This is a genomic window from Dyadobacter crusticola DSM 16708 (assembly GCF_000701505.1).
GTDB lineage: Bacteria > Bacteroidota > Bacteroidia > Cytophagales > Spirosomataceae > Dyadobacter > Dyadobacter crusticola.
In genome coordinates this window covers 257,393-278,171 of sequence record NZ_JNJB01000006.1, presented here as the reverse complement: position 1 = coordinate 278,171, position 20,779 = coordinate 257,393, and the positions used below count along the sequence as shown (strand labels likewise).

General features: G+C 47.6%; 14 protein-coding genes. 8 read left to right on the top strand and 6 right to left on the bottom strand.

Annotated features, from left to right (window positions below; translation table 11 throughout):
* The first annotated feature begins 28 nt into the window (after nt 1-28).
* From Q369_RS0109605 to Q369_RS0109590, 4 genes are all read left to right on the top strand, one after another.
* Nucleotides 29-2,086, top strand: a complete 2,058-nt coding sequence (locus Q369_RS0109605; RefSeq protein WP_031527591.1) for a BatA domain-containing protein — start codon at nt 29-31, stop codon at nt 2,084-2,086.
* A 107-nt stretch (nt 2,087-2,193) separates the two neighbouring features.
* The gene (locus Q369_RS0109600; protein WP_031527590.1) at nt 2,194-3,336 is read left to right on the top strand and encodes a 5-(carboxyamino)imidazole ribonucleotide synthase; all 1,143 of its coding nucleotides are present in this window, start codon (nt 2,194-2,196) and stop codon (nt 3,334-3,336) included.
* 5 nt (nt 3,337-3,341) lie between these two features.
* Nucleotides 3,342-3,833, top strand: a complete 492-nt coding sequence (gene purE / locus Q369_RS0109595; protein ID WP_031527589.1) for a 5-(carboxyamino)imidazole ribonucleotide mutase — start codon at nt 3,342-3,344, stop codon at nt 3,831-3,833.
* Between the two features lie 61 nt (nt 3,834-3,894).
* Nucleotides 3,895-4,536, top strand: a complete 642-nt coding sequence (locus Q369_RS0109590; RefSeq protein ID WP_031527588.1) for a LysM peptidoglycan-binding domain-containing protein — start codon at nt 3,895-3,897, stop codon at nt 4,534-4,536.
* Between the two features lie 79 nt (nt 4,537-4,615).
* Here Q369_RS0109590 and Q369_RS0109585 read toward each other — a convergent pair whose 3' ends face one another.
* Together Q369_RS0109585 and Q369_RS0109580 are read right to left on the bottom strand one after the other, a co-directional pair.
* Nucleotides 4,616-7,504: a TonB-dependent receptor domain-containing protein gene (locus tag Q369_RS0109585; protein ID WP_031527587.1), complete on the bottom strand. Its 2,889-nt coding sequence runs from the start codon at nt 7,502-7,504 to the stop codon at nt 4,616-4,618.
* A 135-nt stretch (nt 7,505-7,639) separates the two neighbouring features.
* The gene (locus Q369_RS0109580; protein ID WP_031527586.1) at nt 7,640-11,257 is read right to left on the bottom strand and encodes a PAS domain S-box protein; all 3,618 of its coding nucleotides are present in this window, start codon (nt 11,255-11,257) and stop codon (nt 7,640-7,642) included.
* Nucleotides 11,258-11,338: 81 nt separating this feature from the next.
* Between Q369_RS0109580 and rsmA the strand changes: the two genes are divergently transcribed.
* Nucleotides 11,339-12,139, top strand: a complete 801-nt coding sequence (gene rsmA / locus Q369_RS0109575) for a 16S rRNA (adenine(1518)-N(6)/adenine(1519)-N(6))-dimethyltransferase RsmA (RefSeq protein ID WP_031527585.1) — start codon at nt 11,339-11,341, stop codon at nt 12,137-12,139.
* Between the two features lie 76 nt (nt 12,140-12,215).
* Nucleotides 12,216-13,568 (top strand): magnesium transporter, encoded by a 1,353-nt coding sequence (gene mgtE / locus Q369_RS0109570; protein ID WP_031527584.1) that lies wholly within the window; start codon nt 12,216-12,218, stop codon nt 13,566-13,568.
* 2 nt (nt 13,569-13,570) lie between these two features.
* Here the strand turns inward: mgtE and Q369_RS0109565 are convergent, their stop codons facing one another.
* The gene (locus Q369_RS0109565) at nt 13,571-14,995 is read right to left on the bottom strand and encodes an L-serine ammonia-lyase (protein WP_031527583.1); all 1,425 of its coding nucleotides are present in this window, start codon (nt 14,993-14,995) and stop codon (nt 13,571-13,573) included.
* A gap of 13 nt (nt 14,996-15,008) precedes the next feature.
* On the bottom strand, nt 15,009-17,429 hold the full coding sequence (locus Q369_RS0109560) for a cellulase family glycosylhydrolase (protein WP_084165694.1): 2,421 nt from the start codon (nt 17,427-17,429) through the stop codon (nt 15,009-15,011).
* A 227-nt stretch (nt 17,430-17,656) separates the two neighbouring features.
* Here Q369_RS0109560 and dtd point away from each other — a divergent pair, with 227 nt between their 5' ends.
* Nucleotides 17,657-18,109, top strand: coding sequence for a D-aminoacyl-tRNA deacylase (gene dtd / locus Q369_RS0109555; protein WP_031527581.1), 453 nt, complete (start codon nt 17,657-17,659; stop codon nt 18,107-18,109).
* Between the two features lie 157 nt (nt 18,110-18,266).
* Nucleotides 18,267-18,599, top strand: a complete 333-nt coding sequence (locus tag Q369_RS0109550; protein WP_031527580.1) for a nucleotide pyrophosphohydrolase — start codon at nt 18,267-18,269, stop codon at nt 18,597-18,599.
* Here Q369_RS0109550 and Q369_RS0109545 read toward each other — a convergent pair.
* A complete protein-coding gene (locus Q369_RS0109545; protein ID WP_157488125.1) occupies nt 18,596-19,108 on the bottom strand; it encodes a hypothetical protein in 513 nt (170 codons plus the stop codon). The genes Q369_RS0109550 and Q369_RS0109545 overlap by 4 nt on opposite strands.
* A gap of 77 nt (nt 19,109-19,185) precedes the next feature.
* Nucleotides 19,186-20,772 (bottom strand): 2-oxoglutarate dehydrogenase complex dihydrolipoyllysine-residue succinyltransferase, encoded by a 1,587-nt coding sequence (gene odhB, locus Q369_RS0109540; RefSeq protein WP_031527578.1) that lies wholly within the window; start codon nt 20,770-20,772, stop codon nt 19,186-19,188.
* Nucleotides 20,773-20,779: the final 7 nt, after the last annotated feature.

Genomic DNA, 20,779 nt, shown 5'->3' with positions numbered 1-20,779 from the left:
AGTAAATCAGCCATTTCGATTCGATCCAATGAGTTTTCTGTTTCCATCATTTTTATGGGGTTTACTGGCCGTTTCCGTTCCGATTGCCATACATATTTTCAATTTCCGCCGCACCAAAAGAGTATTCTTTACCAATGTGGCTTTCCTCAAAGCAGTTGAAACGAAAACCCGATCAGTAAGGCAGATCAAACATTGGCTCGTTCTCGCAGCCAGGATTCTGGCAATCAGCTGTCTCGCATTTGCCTTCGCGCAACCATTTATCCCCGCAGAAAACAAGCTCGCAGTCAACCGGCAGGGTGTTACCAGTCTGTACCTCGACAATTCGTACAGCATGGAAAGCGAGCTCAACAATAAACGGTATCTGGACATTGCCACGCAGCGGCTGAGCGACTTGCTGGGATTATTCAAGAATTCCACTTCAGTGCAACTCGTTACCAACGATTTTTCAGCGCAGGAACAGGGACTTTACCCGGCAGAAAAGCTGCGGGACAGGCTGACTACGATCAATCTTTCCAATACACCAAGAACATTTGAACAGATTTACCGAAGACAGGAACATCTCATTGCGCGCCACCAGCAGCAAGGGGCAAACCAGCTTTTCTGGTTTTCAGATTTTCAAAAAAGTACCGCCGGCAACCTGAGCGCATTGAAGACCGATACTACCAACCAGGTTTTTCTGGTCCCGGTACAAGCCGCAGCCGAGAAGAACATTTTCGTTGACTCCACATGGCTTAATACCCCATTTATCCGTGAGCTTCAAAACAATATCCTGTTTGTGAAAGTAAGTAACTCTGGTACCGAGGAGGCGAAAAATGTGGTTTTAAAACTTAGCCTGGACAATACGCAGGCTTCCACTGCGTCTGTGAATGTACCCGCAAATGGAAGCGCGATTGCCAAGTTTAATTTTAACTTAAAAGGAAAAGGCTACAAAAAGGGACAGATTACCTTCGACGACTTTCCTGTTACTTTCGACAACGACTACTTCTTCGTACTCAACTCCTCCCCTTTGATCCGTGTTTTACATATATACGGTCAGAAATCGGGCGGGAATTATGTGGAGAATGTATATGACAATGACAGCCTGTTTACACTCCAAAGTCACAGTGTTCAGAATGTAGATCCCGGACTGATCAAGAATGCTGATCTGGTAGTTTTAGAGGGATTAACCCAGGTTCCGGGCACATTGCCGCAGGAATTGCAGGATTTTGTAAGGAAAGGCGGGAGTGTTGCATTGATCCCGCCGACAAATCCCCAGGCGGAAAGTTATGCTGCATTTTTAAACAATTTAGGTGTCCGCGGCCTGAATGTGAATGCAAATACTCCCAGCCCGATAGATCTGGCTTCACCGGACCGGAACAATCCGTTTTTCAGTGATGTATTTGAAGAATCTGTCCGCCAGGAGATCAACCTGAACCTGCCTACCGCCGCCCCTGTTCTCAGCTGGTCGAGTTCGGGACAGCCGCTGCTTTCGCTGCGCAATGGACAAGTTTACTTGAATCAGGTCACAGCTGGTCTTGGCAGGTTGTACCTTTTCGCGGCGCCGTTCAATCCGGAATACGGGAAAGTGGCTCAGCATGCGATTTTTGTGCCTGTTATGTACAAGATCGCAGCATCGAGTGTCCGCGCGCAGCGTACATCTTTCGATTTTGACGAGGATCCGATCAGTCTGAGTATCGCAGGTGTTCAGGGCAATGCGGTCTATAAACTCCGCCGAGACAAAACCGAGATTATTCCCGTGCAGCGCGTCAGCGGCAACCAGCTGCTGATCAGCATACCGCAAGGCGACCAGCTGGGCGAAGGCCTGGCAGCCGGATATTACGAGCTGGTACGGGATAATAAAGCAGAGCAGCTTATTGCGCTCAACCACAACAACGCGGAATCAAAACTGCAATACTACTCGCCCGCAGAACTGAGGACATTATTTGCAGGACAAAAGAATGTTCAGGTCTTTGACAGAATCGACGACGACGCATTCTCAACCGCTTTTCAGCAGCAAAATATGGGTACCTACCTCTGGAAGTACTTCTTATATGCAGCACTGTTCTTTCTCCTGGTTGAAATCGCATTGATCAGGCTTCTTAAATGATTGCAGCACCTTGTCGAAATTTGTCACATTTTCGTCAAAAGATGCCAATTCAGTTTTATGTTAGCGGTTTTTAAGCCAATTTTGCGACCATCAAATTTGATTCGTAAATGCTTTCATACCGAATTGGAATTCTTGGAGGCGGCCAGTTGGGTTTAATGCTTTTACAAGCTGCTGTTGACTGGAACCTGGATATCCACGTGCTGGACCCGGATGCAGAAGCGCCCTGCCGCAAAATTGCCCCTCACTTTCAGCAAGGATCTCTACAGGATTATAATACAGTTTATGAGTTTGGCAAAAACCTTGACATTATCACGATTGAGATCGAAAAGGTAAATGTGGAGGCTTTGGAGGCGCTCGAAAAGGAAGGCAAGAAAGTATACCCTCAGCCTTCAGTCATTCGCCAGATCCAGGATAAGCGCATTCAAAAGCAGTTTTACCTCGACCATAACCTGCCCACAGCTGAATTCATTTTAACCGAAAATCAACAGGACGTACATAATTACCTGTCGTTTTTGCCTGCGTTCCACAAGCTGGGAAAAGACGGGTACGACGGTCGCGGTGTGCAGCGGCTTACTTCCGAAGCGGATCTCTCCAAGGCCTTTGACAAACCCGGACTGCTTGAAAAAGCAGTGGATTTTGAGAAAGAGCTGGCGGTGCTGGTAGCGCGCAATGCGCAGGGAGAAACAGCTACATTTCCTACTGTTGAAATGGTTTTTCATCCCGAGCACAATCTGGTTGAATACCTGTTTGCACCGGCAGAAATTACAGAGGAAATCAACAACAAGGCACAGGAGATTGCCAAGAAAACAGCGGAAGCTTTTCAGATAGTAGGTCTGCTTGCGGTAGAACTTTTCCTCACGAAAGACGGCGAGGTACTGATCAATGAAGTAGCGCCGCGGCCGCATAACAGCGGGCACCACACGATCCGCGCCAATGCAACTTCCCAATATGAGCAGCACTGGCGTGCAATCCTGGGCCTGCCATTGGGCAGTACACAAGCTTACGGTCCGTCTGCAATGGTGAATTTGCTGGGAGAAGATGGTTTTGAGGGCCCGGCCGTTTACGAGGGAATGGAAAAGCTGCTGGCAAAAGATGAGGTCTTCCCGTTTTTATACTGGAAGAGCATTACCAAGCCTTTCCGCAAAATGGGACATATTACCATCATGGACAGCGATCTGGGCGCATTGAGGGAGAAAGTAGAATTCGTTAAGAACAATATCAGGGTTATCAGTACAAAATCAACGCAATAATTGAAATGGTAGGTATTATCATGGGAAGCCTCTCGGACGGAAAAGTAATGCAGCTCGCAGCCGACGCGCTGACAGAGCTGGGTATTCCGTTTGAAATGGAGATTGTATCCGCGCACCGCACCCCTGAGCGCATGCTGGAATATGCTTCCACTGCCAGGTCGCGTGGATTAAGGGTAATTATAGCCGGAGCAGGCGGCGCGGCACATTTGCCGGGAATGGTAGCCTCGCTCACTTCGCTGCCCGTAATCGGGGTGCCGGTATTGTCCAGCAATTCCATTGACGGCTGGGACTCGGTACTTTCGATCCTGCAAATGCCCGCCGGAGTACCTGTCGCCACAGTAGCCCTGGACGGCGCAAGAAATGCCGGGATACTTGCCGCTCAGATCATCGGTGCGAGTGACGAAGCGACCGGAAAACGCCTCGATGCATTCAAAGAAAGCCTGAAAGACAAAGTTTCAGCGATGAATGAGGAATTGAGAAAGCAACTTGCAAACTAGTACACGTTTATTATTTTCGTGAAATATTAACTCCACTAAAAACCTGATTTACGGCTAAGTTATGGAAGACGAATTCGCTAAAAAAAGAAATATCCGTCCTACCGAAAAGTCAAATTTACCGATCGTCACGCTGTTCGTGTTAGTGCTTTTGGTATTAGCCATGCTTTATGTCGGGTATGAATATATCTCAGACAGCTCTTCCAATTCCGAGGAGCTCACTTCTGTGGTTGTCGACTCAACATTGGAAGAATCAGCCGCTGAGCCGATCACAGACGAACCTTTAAGCACACCGGAAACAACTGAAGCACCAAGCGCTGATGAAAAAGCCGCATCAAATCCGACGCCGGTAGTGGCCAAACCTGAAAAAGCAAAGCCGACTGTTTCGGCTGGTTCACTTGGTGGAGAAACCATCACTCATTCTGTGCAAGGCGGAGAAACTTTTTCAAGTATAGCATCCAGATATAACCTGAAAACCGAAACATTACAGGGACTTAACAGCGATGTATCTGACATTAAATCGGGTGTTACCAAGCTGAAAGTTCAGGTTCAGGGTGTTCATACAGTTGGTCCGGGCGACGTTTTGCGTGTAGTAGCTAATAAGTACGGGGTAACGAAAGAAGCATTGATGAAAGCCAATGGTAAATCAAAAGATTTTGCAGAACGCGGCGAAAAGCTGATTATTCCTTTCGCAAGCAGAAAGTAGTAAGTCCATAAACGAAGAATCCCGGCCCATTACATTGAGTCGGGATTCTTTTTTTGCCTTATCCGAGAGTTTAATCTCTTTAAAAAGCGCCGGGACCTCTTCCCTCTCCGCCGCTTCTGCGGAACCCGCCGCCTTCACCCTCGAAATCACGTCTGCGGGAATTATTGCCTGTCGGAGCCTTTCCGAAATTCCGCAATGTATAAGTGAATGTAAGCATTGCGTACTGCGTCAACACCCTGTTACTCACGTCCTGAATGTAGGTTTCAGTAGTGGTACGACTGATACTGTTGTTTTGATTTAGGATATCAAAAACAGTCAGTTTCAGTTCACCTGCATTGTTTTTCAGGAATTTCTTACCGACACTCGCATTCCATAAGGTAAAGTTCTGGTTGAATCCCGCGCCCAAGCCACGATACGACTGACTGCTGATATCACTCTGCACCACAAAACCTTTCCCAAAGATCCAGTTGACGCGGCCGGTAATGCTCTGCGTATAGTAGTTATTGTTCAGGTTTGGCTGGATCGTGTTTCTCACCACATTGTAATTACCAGAGTACGAAGCGGTGAAATCCAGCTTCTCACTGATGTTGCTGCTCAACACCAGTCCCTGCGAAATCGCGTAAGTATTTGAGAAGTTTGGCACATTGTTGATCATACCTGGCGATCGTACGTAATTGAATCCGGTTGTCAGGTTCACATTCAATTTCAATGGCGCTACCGGTTTTCCATAAGCCAAAAAGGTCCGCGCATTCCAGCTACCGTCCACGTTGATCGGTGAAGTGAGTCTTGCGCCGCGTTCGAGTACAACGCCGCTAGGCAATGTAGTCGGCTCCTGTGCGATGATCGTTGAGTTCACGATCGCATTGTTTGTTTGTGTCAAAAACACCATTGCATTCAGGTTGTAAGGGCGCTCGGCGCCGGCCAGTGAATAGCGAATGTTGAGCGTGTTGCGGTATTCCTGTTTCAGGTTCGGGTTACCTGCTGTGAGCGACAGCGGATTGCTGTTATCTACCACATTTTGCAACTGTGAAATCGACGGCTGACTTGTAGAGCTGCGGAAAAACGTCCGGAACTGCGTACCTGACTTAGACCGGTAACTCAGCATAAAATTGGGCAGAAAATTCGTAAACGATTGATCTACCTTGTTGGTCGCAGGCGCGAGCTGCTGGCTGTACAATCCGGTATTCTGAAAATCCAGCCCAAAGTTGGCCGACCAGCTGTTCTTACGGTAGCGGTAGCCCAGCCCGGCGCGGTTTGTCACATATCTGTTGTCAAAATTGTTGGTGAGCAAAGTATCAAGATCGGTATAAGTGCCTTCATCAAAACTCATGTTGTAAGTTTCACGGCTGGAATTGCTGTTGCTCACTGTGAGGCCGTAGTTCAGTTGCAGTTGCGCATTCTTGCTGATCGGCTCAGTGTAAATCAGGTTCCCACCTAACGTAAGCCCGTCAGAATTGGTGTAGCTCACCTGATCAATCGTGTCTCCGCGTACTGCTGTGTCGGGCAGCATAAAACCATTGTAGTACAAATTGCGGGAATAAAGGTTACGGGTCCCATTTCGGTCATTCAGCTGCGTATTTACATTCACGCTTACGGTCCGGCCTTTTTTCCCAAAACTGTGACGGAAGAGCAGGTCATTAGAAAAGTTGTAGCCTGCATTCTTGTTGGACTGGCTGTTATCCTGGCTGTTAATGGGCTTTCCACCAACTGTGGTTAGTCCTGTCAGCATACTTCCGGATTTGTTATCCTGGAAACTCAGGCGTGGTGTTACGATCAGCGAATTGTTGGGAGTGATATTGTACTCTACACGCATGTTGAGTCGGTGATTCGCATTGGTACTGGAAGTCCGGCTCGCCTCATTGTAAAGCTGGTTGTTGTCAGTCCCGGCAAGAAGGTACTGCTGCTGGGTGGTCTGATCGTTTACATTGTTCGTTCTGTTAAAAAAATAGCTGCCGGACAAATCAACTTTCTTGCCGATCTTATTGGCATAATTAAGCCCGAAAGAATTGGTGCCCGTGATACCGCTTTGGTTACCCACCAGGAAATTGCCCGACGAACCTCCCCCGCCCCCTCTGCCGCCACGACCGCCGCTTCCGGTCACCCCCAGTAGGTCCTGGCTCGAAAAGTTCTGCATATTAATATTGTTGCTCAGCCCGATCACAGAAATGCGCTGATCACCTTTGAAAAAGCTCACATTACCGCCAGCCTGGTACCGGTTATCGAGTCCGTAGCCACCGAAAACTTTCCCGAACTGGCCCATTTTACGATCGGCTTTGGTCACGATATTGATCGTCTTCTGTGCATTCCCATCGTCAAAGCCTGTGAATTGCGCCTGGTCGCTCAGCTTGTCGAAAACTTCGATTTTATCCACTATTTCTGCCGGGAGGGATTTTAATGTCAATGCAGCATCGTCTCCGAAGAATGGCTTTCCATCCACGAGAACGCGGTTTACAGTCTCGCCGTGAGCTGTAACTGTCCCATTGGCGACGGTAATGCCTGGCATTTTCTGTATCAAATCCTCGGTTGTAGCGTCGGGATTGGTTTTGAATGCGGCTGCATTAAATTGGGTAGTATCGCCTTTTTGCTCCATGGCAGTTACCTGTCCTACCACTTTTACCTCTTTCAGGTTGGCAACTGCCTCGGTAAGCTGGATCGTCCCCAGATCCTGAACATCATTGGTGACGGCTATTGTTTTGGTAAAATCCTTGTAGCTGAGATAAGTAACCTTGACCAGATAGGTAATTTCCCTGGAAAGACCGGTAAATGCAAAATGTCCGTTCACATCGGTAGTGACGTATTCCGGCTTAGCGTCGGGCACATTGCGGCTCACAGCCACGTAGGCACCAACTACCGCCGAGCGGCTTGCGCTATCCACTACAGTACCTTTTATCTGGGCATTTTGCGCTTGTGAAAACGAGGCATTCAATAAGCCCAGTGCCAGGAGGATGAAGTAACTGAATCTGTTCATGGTTTCTATAAAGGTTTCTCGGAGGTTAGAGCCAGACTTCTCCTGAAAGTTTAACTGTATTTCCCGGGGGACCTTTACAATCGACAGATCTGCGCGAGTTTATAGATCAATCCACCTTTTCACTCGATAGAAATTCTACTTCGATTTTAACCAATCTTTCAATAAGCCTTCATACTGATTAAGAAAAACGTCGTAAGCTGCTTTCAGTTGCGGCAATGCTTCTGCCAAAGTGCTTGTATCATCGGATTTCAACCTCCACTCTGCGTCTCTTGCAATCTCGGCCACCTGCGCTACTCCCACCGTACCACCGCTGCCTTTCAATGTATGCAAATTGCTCTTTACAGTAGGAATGTCGCCAGCAGCGTACGCAGTTAATGCACCTGCTATAAGCTCGTTTGACTCGGTAACGAAGTCGTCAAAAACAGACCAGACCAGATCTGCGCCGCCGATTTCATTCAGCTGATCTATAATTTCTTTATCCAGCACCGGCACTTCGGGCTCTGATAAGTCGGGAGCACTGACAACTGCGGCGTGCTGTACTGTTTTGCTTGCTATAATTTCTTTAACCTTTTGGATTAAAGTCTGTGCGCGGATCGGCTTGGCGATATAATCATCCATTCCCTGACTGATAAACCGGTCACGGTCTTCTTTCATGGAATAGGCGGTCATAGCTACGATCGGCGGCAATCCCTGAAACTTTTTCCGTAATTCCTGAGAAGTTTGAACACCGTCCATATCCGGCATCTGAATATCCATAAAAATAATGTCGTAAAGCGGAATCTGCTTTTCAACCCGGCTTTCCACGATCTCGATTGCTTTGAATCCGCTCTCGGCCAGGTCAACATCGCAGCCGGACTTTTTGAGGATTTCAAATGCCACTTTCCGGTTCACTGCATTGTCGTCTACCAGCAGGATACTGGGGTGGTAAGTTGAAAATACGTTTTCAATGTGCGTTTCTTCCACCGGAGCGAGGTTACTCACCAATGCGCCTGTCGTTTCCAAAGTCTCGAATGTAAACCAGAAAGTACTTCCCTGCCCCAATGTAGATTCGACGCCGATATCTCCATTCATCAGCTCGCACAACTGCTTGGAAATCGCCAGCCCCAGACCTGTACCGCCGAAAGATTTGCGGGAAGAATTATCAAGCTGCGTAAATGAGGTAAACAGAATCTGTTTGTCCGTGGCACTGATACCAATCCCCGAATCCTGCACTTCCACCTTGATTTTGTGCCTCAGCCCGTCTTTTTTCACCAATGTGAGGTAGACATTCACAGCACCATTCTCGGTGAACTTCAATGCATTCGAAGTCAGATTTGAGAGGATCTGCAAAAGGCGCGTCTGATCGGCGACGATAAACCTGGGGATATCGGGCGCAATGTGATAAGTCAATGTATTATTCTTGCTTTTTGCGGTTTGTCCAAAAAGCGAAACCAGCTTCAAAAGCAGCTCTTCCACAGAAATGGGGCTTTGATGAAGCTCCATTTTGCCGGCCTCAATTTTGGAAAGGTCGAGAATGTCATTGAGAATATTCAGCAGCGTTTCCGATGAACGTTTGATCGTGAGCACGTAATCTTTTTGCTCTACATTCAGCGGTGTTTCGCCGAGCAGATCAATCATACCGATCACGCCATTCATTGGGGTACGGATCTCGTGGCTCATATTGGCCAAAAATCCCTCCTTCACTTTCAGTGATCGTTCCGCATGTTCTTTGGCTTTCAGCAGTTCCAGCTCATTGCGTTTCAACTCGGTAATGTCGCGCGCCAGTACAGCCACTTCGGTCGGCTTGCCTTTTTCATTCGAGAACATGAGCATATTGATCATAAACTGCCGCTCTGTCCCGTCTTTCCGGTAAAGCGTGATCTCGAAGTTTCGCAGGCTCTTCGTTTTTCTCAGCCTGATCAATGCAGAATGGATCCGCTTTTTGTCCGGGAAGAATTCGACAACCTTGTGCCCGATCACTTCCTCAGGCAAATAACCCAGCCTTTTCAGTACCGACTGGCTTATCATCGTAATTTCGCCGCGCCGGTCAATCCGGCAATAGATATCCTGCAGGTTTTCAAATATCCCCCTGAAAAGCTCCTCACTGTGCCGCAGCGACAATTCTGCCTCTTTCCGGCGGGTAATGTCGCGGGCTATACCGGATACTTCCTCAATCACGCCGTCGGCATAATGGATCGGATTGAGGTAAAATTCAAGCCACATGTTGCTCCCATCCTTCCGCTCGATTTTGAACTCAAAGTACTGCGCTTCTCCGCGCAACGCCTGCCGGTATTTGGATTCGAGCGTGCGCCGGTTGCTGTTGCCCACCATCCTCCATCCAAACTTCTCAGGACTGGATTGAAGCGACGGACGCACGCCGAGTTGGTTCTGGATCAGGTCTGCGTAATTTCTGTTGAAAGATGTCAGCTGCAGCGATTTGTTCACTGACCAGATCAAATGCGAGCTGCTGTCGAAGATCGCATTCAGACGGGCCACATATTTGCTCAGCTCTTCCTCGCTCTGCTTTCTTGCGATCGCGAGCGCCACTTGCCCGGAAATAAATTCGAGCAGTTCGAGGTCGCGCGCGTCAAACATATTGGGATCATCATAGGATTTCACCCCAATAATGCCCGTAACCCGGTCGCCTATCCGTAGCGGCACGCACAAAAGCTGCTTGGGGGTAACTCCGTACAGGTATAAGCTGTTGGTTTTAGCGAGTTGTTCAATGTCCCCGTCGGACAAAAACAAAGGTTTGTTCGAAGCGATCGCATATTCCGTTACGCCATTTCCCAGCTTCCGTTTTGTAAACCGAACATTGCCCTGAAAGTACTGATCAACGTAATACGGGAAATAAATGAAGCTTTTGCTCTGATCGTAAAGTGCGATGAAGAAGTTTTTTACATCAATGATCTTACCAAGCTCTTCGTGAATGCTGTGGTAAAAATCGTCGAGATTCTGGGTTGTAACGGTCCAGTTTGCAATGCTGTAATACAGGTTCTGCGCCTTTTCTGCTCTAATCTTTTCAGTAAAGTCATTGAGAATGCATCTGAATGCAGTCGGTTTTCCATTATCGTACCGACAATTGACGCTGCCTGAGACAAATACCTTTTTCCCCTCCCTGCTTAGAAAAACCGCTTCAAAATTGGAATTGGAATTACCCTGCTCAATTTTCTTTAATTGTTCCAGCGCCTGCTCTTTATGTTGCGGATGCAGGATATCCTCCATTCGCATGGAAGCTATTTCGTCGAGCCCATAGCCGAGTACCTCCCGCCAGGCTTTATTCACAAAAATGAATTTGCCATCAATCGCAACCAGCTGGATCAGGTCGCTGGTATTATCTACCAGATCCTGCAGCTGCGAGTTCGATTTGGCGATCGAAGATTCCATTCTCCGCCGCCTGGTGATATCGTCACCAACCAGCGTAATGCATTCAATCTCATCACCTTCCCGGTGGATCAGCACCGAATTAATGGAGAAAGTACGTACCGCGCCTTTTTGTGCCAGGAATGGAATTTCGCGTTGTTCGAGCTTCCGTTTTCCCTGGATACCCTCTTCGAGCATTTGCCGCACTTCGTATTCCTCTTCTTTCGGGATCAGCCGGTCAAATATGCTCTGGCCCAGCAGGTCAGATTCCAGCCAGCCCGTTTTCATCAATGCATGAGCACTTATATTCCTGATGGTGAAGTCAGGAGAAAAGGTTATTCCGATCAGATTTAAATGCTGAAGTGTAGCGTGTATAGTATGCCAGTCGGCCTGCGACAAAATCATTTCCATGGTTTGGGGATCAACGCACTTTTAAGGTTCCTTCCAATTCTTTATTCGATAAATCTACGAATTAAGACGTAATTTTGGTTCGTGAAAACGAATTATAAAAAACCGAATGACGGGAGAGTAAGAGCTAAAAAGCACCTTGGCCAACACTTTCTGAAAGACTTAAATATTGCTCAACGCATTGTCGACGGGCTGTCCGGTCACGGCGGGTATAAACAGGTTCTGGAGATAGGACCGGGAATGGGGGTACTCACTCAGTTCCTTTTATCTAAAGCGGATTTCACTACTTCTGTTATCGAGATCGACAGAGAATCTGTCACCTACCTTGAACAGCATTACCCGGAACTTGCACCGAGAATTATCGGAGGCGATTTTTTGAGGTTTGATACCGTCAGCTATTTCAACGAGCCTTTCGCAATTATCGGAAACTTTCCCTATAATATTTCTTCACAGATCTTTTTTCGCGCATTGGAAATCAGGGATCACATTCCCGAGATTGTCTGCATGCTTCAAAAGGAAGTAGCAATGCGCATTGCCTCGCCGCCCGGGAATAAGGATTATGGTATTCTGAGTGTGCTTTTACAGGCATTTTATGATATAGATTACCTGGTATCCGTGCCTCCCGGCGCGTTCGATCCGCCACCGAAAGTTCAATCCGGTGTAATCAGATTGAGACGGAACAGTGTTCAAAAGCTGGATTGTGACGAGCGGAAGTTTTTTACCGTTGTTAAAACAGGCTTCAACCAGAGACGGAAAACGTTGCGCAATGCATTGAAGCCGATCGGAATTTTCCCGGAAACCCCTTTGCTGGACAAGAGAGCGGAACAACTCAGTGTCAATGATTTTGTCGAGCTCACCAAACTCGCAGAAAACCTGCCTGCCTAATTCGGGATTCCCGATAAACACAAATTGTAAGCTAAAAGCTAATCGCTAAATGCTAACCGCCAAAAGCTGTTAAGAAATGACTTTCGAGCTAACCCAACTCTACGTTGACCATATACAGGAATTAATTGCAAGACAAGACGCTGCGGCTATCCGGTCGGAGATAGAAAATGTATATCCTGCGGATATAACCAGCTTACTTTACGAGCTGGAAACCGAAAGCGGCAAATACCTGATCAGCCAGCTAGACCTGGAAACGGGCGCCGCCATTCTCGCGGATATGGAGCCCAGCGAAAGACGGGAGTTTCTGAAAGCATTTACCTCCGAGGAAATATCGCGTTTTGTTAATCTGTTTGATTCCGATGATGCCGTGGATTTGCTCAACGAACAGCCGATCCGCGTTCGGGAAGAGGTAATTGCATTGCTGGAAGACAGGGAGCAAGCGCGTTTTATCCTTGATCTGCTGCATTACGATGAAGATGTCGCGGGCGGTCTGATGCAGAAAGAGCTGGTGAAAGCGAATGTAAACTGGACTGTTAATCAATGCATTGAAGAGCTCAGAAAACAGGCGGAAGATGTGGGCAAAGTGTACGCCGTGTATGTAGTGGACGATTTTGGCAAGTTGCACGGTATTCTGTCACTGAAAAAGATTGTTCTTGCACACAAAAACACGCGCATTGAAAGTCTGTATGATAAAGATGTGATTTTTGTAGAAACCTACCGCCCGGCCGTTGAAGTCGCGGAGCTAATGCAGCGCTATGACCTGGACGCATTGCCGGTTGTGAATGTACAAGGCAAACTCCTCGGCCGCATTACCATTGACGACGTGATTGACGTAATTACCGATCTCGCAAGCTCGGATACGCTTGCAATGGCGGGTATTACGGGAGATGTTGAGGAAGATGATACAATTTGGCAGCAAACCAAAGCGCGCCTGCCATGGCTGTTGGTAGGAATGATGGGAGGAATTCTAGCCGCCAAATTCATCAGTTTCTTTGAAGGTGATTTGAAAATCATTCCTGCAATGGCTGCATTCATTCCCATTATCGGATCAACCGGCGGGAATGTCGGCATTCAAACATCTTCCATTATCCTGCAAAGTCTGGCTGATAAAACGGGATTGGATACTACTGTCGGCAAGCGTTTGATCCGGATGTTTGCAGTCGCATTTATCAACGGGCTAATCATCAGCGCCATTGTTTTCGGGTTTAATCTCCTGATCGGGAATGAGGTGCAGCTTGCGATGGTCGTTTCGACGGCTTTGATGTCAGTGGTTTTCCTGGCCTCGTTTATGGGAACAATTACACCCATTTTGCTGGAAAGGATCGGGATCAACCCGGCTGTGGCTTCCGGTCCGTTTATTACAACTGCCAACGATTTGATCGGGTACGGTGTGTATTTCGGACTCGCGCATTTGTTGCTGGACTTGTAGGCTCAGCATTCGCTCAGACTGATCGGGATATTTACAGCCAGTCCTCCTTCAGAGGTTTCCTTGTACCGATGGTTCATATCCAGCGCAGTTTGCCACATGGTTTGTACCACATTATCGAGCGATACTTTTGCATTGTCGGGATTGCTCTGCAATGCAAGCTGAGACGCTGTAATTGCCTTGATCGCGCCCATTGTATTACGTTCTATACAGGGAATTTGCACCAAACCCCCAACAGGATCGCACGTTAACCCGAGGTGATGCTCCATTGCTATTTCCGCCGCCATTAAACACTGCTCAACGGAACCGCCCGAAACCTGCGCCAAGCCAGCAGCAGCCATCGCCGACGATACGCCGATTTCAGCCTGGCAGCCGCCCATGGCAGCAGAAATAGTAGCGCCTTTCTTGAAAATACTTCCGATCTCGCCGGCAGTCAGTAAGAACTTGAAAATGTCCTCGTCGGTACCGCCGCAGAATGTAATGTAAAATTGGATCACGGCCGGGATTACGCCTGCCGCGCCATTGGTAGGAGCAGTAACTACCCTGCTGTAAGACGCATTTTCTTCATTGACAGCCAGTGCAAAGCAACTTACCCAATCCAGCGTATAATTGAACCCCGTCCCGCCGGCTCTGATCTTGTCGACCCAGTCTGCACAGCCTGCGCAATCCTGTTCTTGCAACAGTTTCCGGTTCAATGCGGCAGCTCTCCTTCGAACATGTAACCCGCCAGGTAATTCACCAGCGGCCTGACAGCCGTGGAAAATGCTATCCTGCATTACCCGCCAGATCTGCATTAAGTCGGTACGGATTGTTGCCTCATCGCGCCACGCTTTTTCATTTTCCAAAACGATCTCCCAAATAGTTTTACCTGACACCTTGTGCCATTTCAAGAGATCGGAGGCGTAATCGATTGGGAATGGAAGTGAGATCAGGCTTGTGACCCCTCCTTGGTTCTCCCCTTCCTGAATTACAAATCCACCACCGATTGAATAGTAAGTCTCTTGCAAAGTACTGTCGGTGCAATCGGCAATGAATGTAAGTCCATTGGGATGAAAGGGCAGTGATTCATTTCTATGGAATACCACGTGTTCTTTGGGCGAAAAACAGATTTCCATTTCACCGTGGAGCAATGTAGTTTCTTGCGAAGCAATGTCAGCCAGGATCTGATCAATTGCGCGGGTTTCAATGGAAACCGGATCATAGCCGCTCAGGCCGAGGATCACAGCAATGTCGGTACCGTGCCCTTTTCCTGTTTTGGCCAAAGATCCATACAAATGCACGTAAACCGCTCGCACCTGATCAAGTTTTCCACGAGATTTAACGACATTGAGAAACTGTTGCGCCGCGCGCCACGGTCCGAGCGTATGCGAACTGGACGGTCCGATGCCAATTTTGAAAATGTCAAAAACCGATATTCTCTCTTCTTTCATGAAAGTATATGAACTATTTACTCACTACAATCTTCCCTGCAACCGTACCGTTCACAGTTACAATATACAATCCATCTTTGAGTTCTCGGATATCAATTTTTTCATCTGCTTGTCGCACTGTTTTGCTTACAATATACCGCCCCGAAAAATCTAGAATCTGAATGTTCAGTGGAGTCTTGTAGGTTTCAGATTTTACAACAATGTAATCCTTGGTGGGCGACGGAAAGACGGTGAATTGTGAAGATGCCGAAAACTGGACAGACCTGATCTTAGAATAAGTAAAACTTCCATCCGCATCCAGCATTTTGAGCCGGTAATAATAAATACCTCCTGCCAGTCCCTGATCCAGGTAATTGTAGCTCCCGCCTGTCGATGATTTCGATGGGGTTACTGTTTTTACAAGCTTGAAGCTTTTAGCATCTGTACCTCGCTCCACCTCAAAGCGATCAAAATCTTGCTCGCTGCTTGTTTTCCAAAGCAAGCTGACTGCATTGTTTTCTTCTTTGGTGACCTCAAAGGTCATTAACTTCACCGGTAACGGCGGCTGGTTCAAACAGCCAATCTGCATTTTCTGTGCATTTGCGGCTAGTCCGAAGTCAGGATTATTGATAATCGTATTCCCGTAAACTGACAAGTTTGTGAAGTCGCCATTTAAGCTGATCCTGCGTCCATTTGCCCCATCGCACCAATCGTCCGTCCAGGTCCAGGCAAGCCAGCCCACCTGGTGGTTTTTACAGCTTTGCAGCAGATCAGTATAGCTGGTAATGGCATCAGAACAAGGTCCGGTAGCGTCCTGAATATTTGCAATTTCACCCAAAACAATGGGGAAAGAAGCATTTGCGATTTGCTGGACCCGCGCTTCCATTGCGGCTGCATTATCAGTATACCAATATCCGTGCGCACTCATGATGATATTATGCAGTGGATCTTCTGCTTTCAATGCACTCCCAGCCTGCAAAGCCACATCGAGGCTCTGCCCGCAATCAGGCGCATCTATCATGATCGGCACCTCAATACCCGCTGTACGTAATTGACCGATCACGTTTTTGTAATAAGTCAGCCAGGTATTGTAAGCCTGCATCTGGTTTGCGGCCCATTTAACGGTACCGAATTCGTTTGCCACATTCACGATCACAAAGCCCCGGTGTTTTTCGATAAGGTCAAGAACTGCCTGCTGCTTCCACCATGGTAAAATAACGGAAGTAAACTTGGTATAATCGTTCGAACAGGTTACATCATGCAGTTCAAGTACAGAAACAATTCCGGCCTGGCGGAAGCGCGTGACCACTATATCCAGATCGGATACAGCGTATGGTTTCCACCCGCTCTGCCTGTTTGCATACCATTGGATCCGCACGGTATTCGGCTTCGCTTTGATAATCTCAGCGGACAATTCGTCATTTACATTGGTGGGATCGCCATTGATGTTGGCGGGAAATTCCCAGTCATCGGCAAGAGAATAATTCACGCCCATTGGCACAAAAACCTGATCGCACGGACTCACTATATTTCTTCCGTCCGTGTGGATGGTACCTTCCGCATGCGTGGGTAGCTCCGGTTCTACGGCGCAGGTTGCAGCTGACTCAATACTGTATTTTTTTACAAAATCCCAGATGGTTTGATTTGGATTAAAATTCGCCGTTACCGGCCACGCGTGCCCCATTCCCTGTACTCTGATCAATGAAATCTCCTTCCCGGAGGGCGGAGTCCCAACGCAGAATCTGAGTTTTGTAACAGAAGTGGCAATTTGCTCATTCGGAAGTGTGTAGGTCGTTTTGCTGCATGAATAATAAGACCATTGTGTAAGCGGCCACTCGCTCCACGGTGTTGGGGTGTGATTGGGATCTGGGTAACTCACCACATTATCTGCGTCTCCGTGAATGTGCAGAATAGGAACAGGCTTGAAATTCGGTCCGCTGAAATAAGTGTAGTTCCCATTATTTGCGTACATATTCCCGGCAACGGGCGCAAAAGCAGCGATCTTGCCCGGCAAGTTGACAGCCAGATTATAGGTCATAAAACCACCTGCGGAAAGTCCGGTTGCGTACACTCTCTTGGCATCAATGTGGTAAGTAGCACAGAGATAGTCGATCAGATCGGAAGTAAAAACGACATCTTTCGTTTGATCGATCGCGCGGTGCCAGCCGCCCCCATCGGTATCTGCATTCGGATAAACAGCTATGAAGTTGTTTGCATCAGCAGTCGCATTGAATAGCGTCGTATTCCTGATTGCAGCGCCAGAGCCGTTATCTCCATGAAAAATGAGCAATACGGGCAAATTCTCCGGAACTGCATTTCCCGGAGCATGAAAAATGAAGCTGCGCGACTTGCCCGAGGAAGTAATCGTACCGGTACCGTCAAAAGCTGCAGCACCTAACTGGCAACAGAACATCGCAGCCAAAGTATGTAGTGTAAATGTTATAAGCTTCTCCATAATAGGTTGTTAGATTAGAACCTGACGTATCATCATTGAATTTAACCAATCTGAGTAGAAATTATTCTACTGTTTACTACAAACAACTATTACTCTTATTAACCGGCAAGTATTCACGTTCAAGCTTGTCTGCCAAAGCTAAATCTTTATCAAAAAGGAGTGATCGGCATGCGGATTCCTATTGAATCAGCTTAATTTTGGAACCTCCAAATTTCAGAATATCCCTTATGATCGCAGTTATACAGCGGGTAACCCACGCTTCCGTTACCATTGATTCGAAGGTCAATGGAGAGATTAATATTGGCTTTCTTGTGTTGCTGGGAATAACTCACCTCGACAATAATGACGATATTCAATGGTTAGGAAAAAAGATTGTCGGACTTCGTGTTTTCAACGATGATGAAGGTAAAATGAACTTAGACTTACAATCCGTGAATGGAGATATACTGCTGATTAGTCAATTCACACTACACGCCAGCACCAAAAAAGGCAACAGACCTTCCTTCATCGAAGCCGCGAAACATGATATCGCTGTTCCTATGTACGAAAAAATGATCCGTTTCCTAGAAACCGAACTGGGAAAACCAATCCAAACCGGCCAATTCGGCGCCGACATGAAAGTAGAGCTGCTAAACGACGGCCCGGTGACGATTGTGATCGATTCGAAGAACAGGGTTTGAAGAAAGGGAGGAAAGGGAGGAGGGAGGAAAGGGAGGATGAGTTTGAGAGTTCATGAGTTTAAGTTTTCAAACATCCCTCCCCGCTCCTCCTTTAAACAAATATTCACTCATTCACTAATTCAATCATTCAATCGTTCAATCATTCAAAACCAAAACCATGACCATTCAGCAAGCGCAGGACGATGTTGATCAGTGGATCAAAACTTATGGGGTTCGTTACTTTTCGGAGTTGACAAATATGACGATCCTGACGGAAGAGGTAGGTGAATTGGCGCGGATTATGGCGCGTACTTATGGTGATCAGTCTTTCAAAAAAAGCGATCTTGAAAAAGACCTGGGCGATGAAATGGCGGATGTACTTTGGGTATTGATCTGCATCGCCAACCAGACCGGTATCAATCTCACCGAAGCTTTGGAAAAGAACATTGCAAAGAAAACAGCCCGCGACAAAGACAGGCACAAGGAGAATGAGAAGTTGCGGAAAGATTAAAATCTGATACCTATCGCAATGCGCCCAGGCGAGATGTTGTGATAAAAATAGGCGCTTTCGTTGGGGTGACTGATGGTCGCATTATAGTGCTTAACAGCCCGATTTTTTCTGCTCTTCCCGGCTATCATAATGGCGAATCCTGGGATGGCGACTGCACTTCCAGCAAGCAGAATTATAGGTCCGGTAAGCGTTGCCTCGTGGGCTCCTAGCGAAATCAAAGTACCAAATCCCTCCACCGCTCCAATAGCACCACCTACAGCAGCAACACTCCCCCCAACGATTGCGACGATACCACCTCTTTTTACAACCCTTTGTCCGGCAATAAAACTTCGGTGCGCATCAGGATCAGCATTTTCAAGCCAGTAAGATACCTGCTCCGTTGTAATAAACCTTTTTTCTGATATATACCGTCCGAGCACGCGTTTGATCTTAGGATAATCATGCTGCGCCAACAAACTTGTTGGTACGGTCACAAGTATTGAAAACGAGAGGAGTAGCTTTGTTATCATAGGTTCGATTTGATAACAATATAAACAGAAACGCCCGGCAAGCCGGGCGTTTCTGACATTAATTTATCTTCTGGTCATTACATGTCCAGTAACAAACGCATTGGATCTTCGAGAAGCTGCTTTACTCTTACGAGGAAGCTCACTGAATCTTTTCCGTCGATAGTCCGGTGATCGTAAGAAAGTGCTACGTACATGATCGGGCGAACCACGATTTGTCCGTCTACTACTACGGCACGCTCAACGATATTATGCATTCCGAGGATAGCAGATTGTGGTGCGTTGATGATCGGTGTTGACATCATTGAACCAAATGTTCCGCCGTTTGTGATCGTGAATGTTCCGCCTGACATTTCGTCCATTCCCAGTTTACCATCGCGGGCACGTACTGCCAAACGCACGATTTCTTTCTCGATAGCAGCGAAAGAGAGTGTTTCCGCATTGCGGATCACAGGTACAACCAGTCCGCGTGGTGTTGATACTGCCACTGAAATGTCAGCAAAGTCGTTATATACCAGCTCGTCACCGTCGATCGAAGCATTCACGACTGGGAAATCCTTCAATGCAACAGTTACCGCTTTCACGAAGAAAGACATAAAGCCGAGTCCAACTTCGTGCTTTTCCTTGAACTTATCTTTAAACTTATTCCGCAGATCCATTACCGGCTTCATGTCCACCTCGTTGAAAGTGGTCAGCATGGCGGTCTCGTTTTTCACTGCTACCAGACGGCGCGCAATGGTTTTGCGGAGAGATGACATTTTCTCGCGACGTTGTGAGCGTGCTCCGGCGGGAGCTGCGGCTGGTTTTGGCGCTGGCGCACTGGCTGGCTGAGGAGCCGATGCAGGTTTGCTACCTGCTTTCAATGCATCGTCTTTCATGATCCTGCCACCTGAGCCTGATCCATTTACGTCTTTTGGATCAATGCCTTTTTCAGCAAGTATTTTGGCAGCTACCGGAGATGCGTGCTTTTCGCTGTAAGCTTTTTCCGTAGGTGCACTTGTCTTTGCAGGCGCAGATTGCTGCTGCGCCTGAGCAGGAGCGCCGGCACCTTGTTCGATTGTACAAATTACTGCACCGATCGCCAGTGTATCGCCTTCCTGACCAACAATTCTGAGTGTTCCGGCAGCTTCTGCTGGTAACTCAAATGTGGCTTTGTCCGATTCAAGCTCGCAAAGGATCTCGTCTACTTCCACGTGGTCACCATCTTTTTTGCTCCATGAAGCAATGGTAACCTCGGTAATAGACTCTCCTACTGTCGGTACTTTCATTTCGTACACTTTGGAAGCTTCGCTTGTTGCAGGTGCTGTCGCAACAGCAGCAGGTTCAGCTGCCTTATCTTCCATTTTCTCAGCCGCAGGCTCTTCTGGCGCAGATGCCGCAGGAGCTGCTGCTTCGGATTTAGGAGCAGGCGCATTTGAAGCCCCATTCGCAGCGGAATCAATTGTTGCGATCAGGTCGCCGATGCTGAGTGTATCTCCTTCCTGCGCTTTGATATGCAGGGTACCTTCTGCCTCTGCGGTTAACTCAAAAGTTGCTTTATCTGAGTCTAATCCACAAATGACCTCATCCATTTTCACAAAGTCCCCATCATTTTTGAACCAATTTCCTATTGTAACCTCGGTAATAGACTCGCCAACGGGCGGTACTTTTATTTCAATTTCAGCCATTTTATCT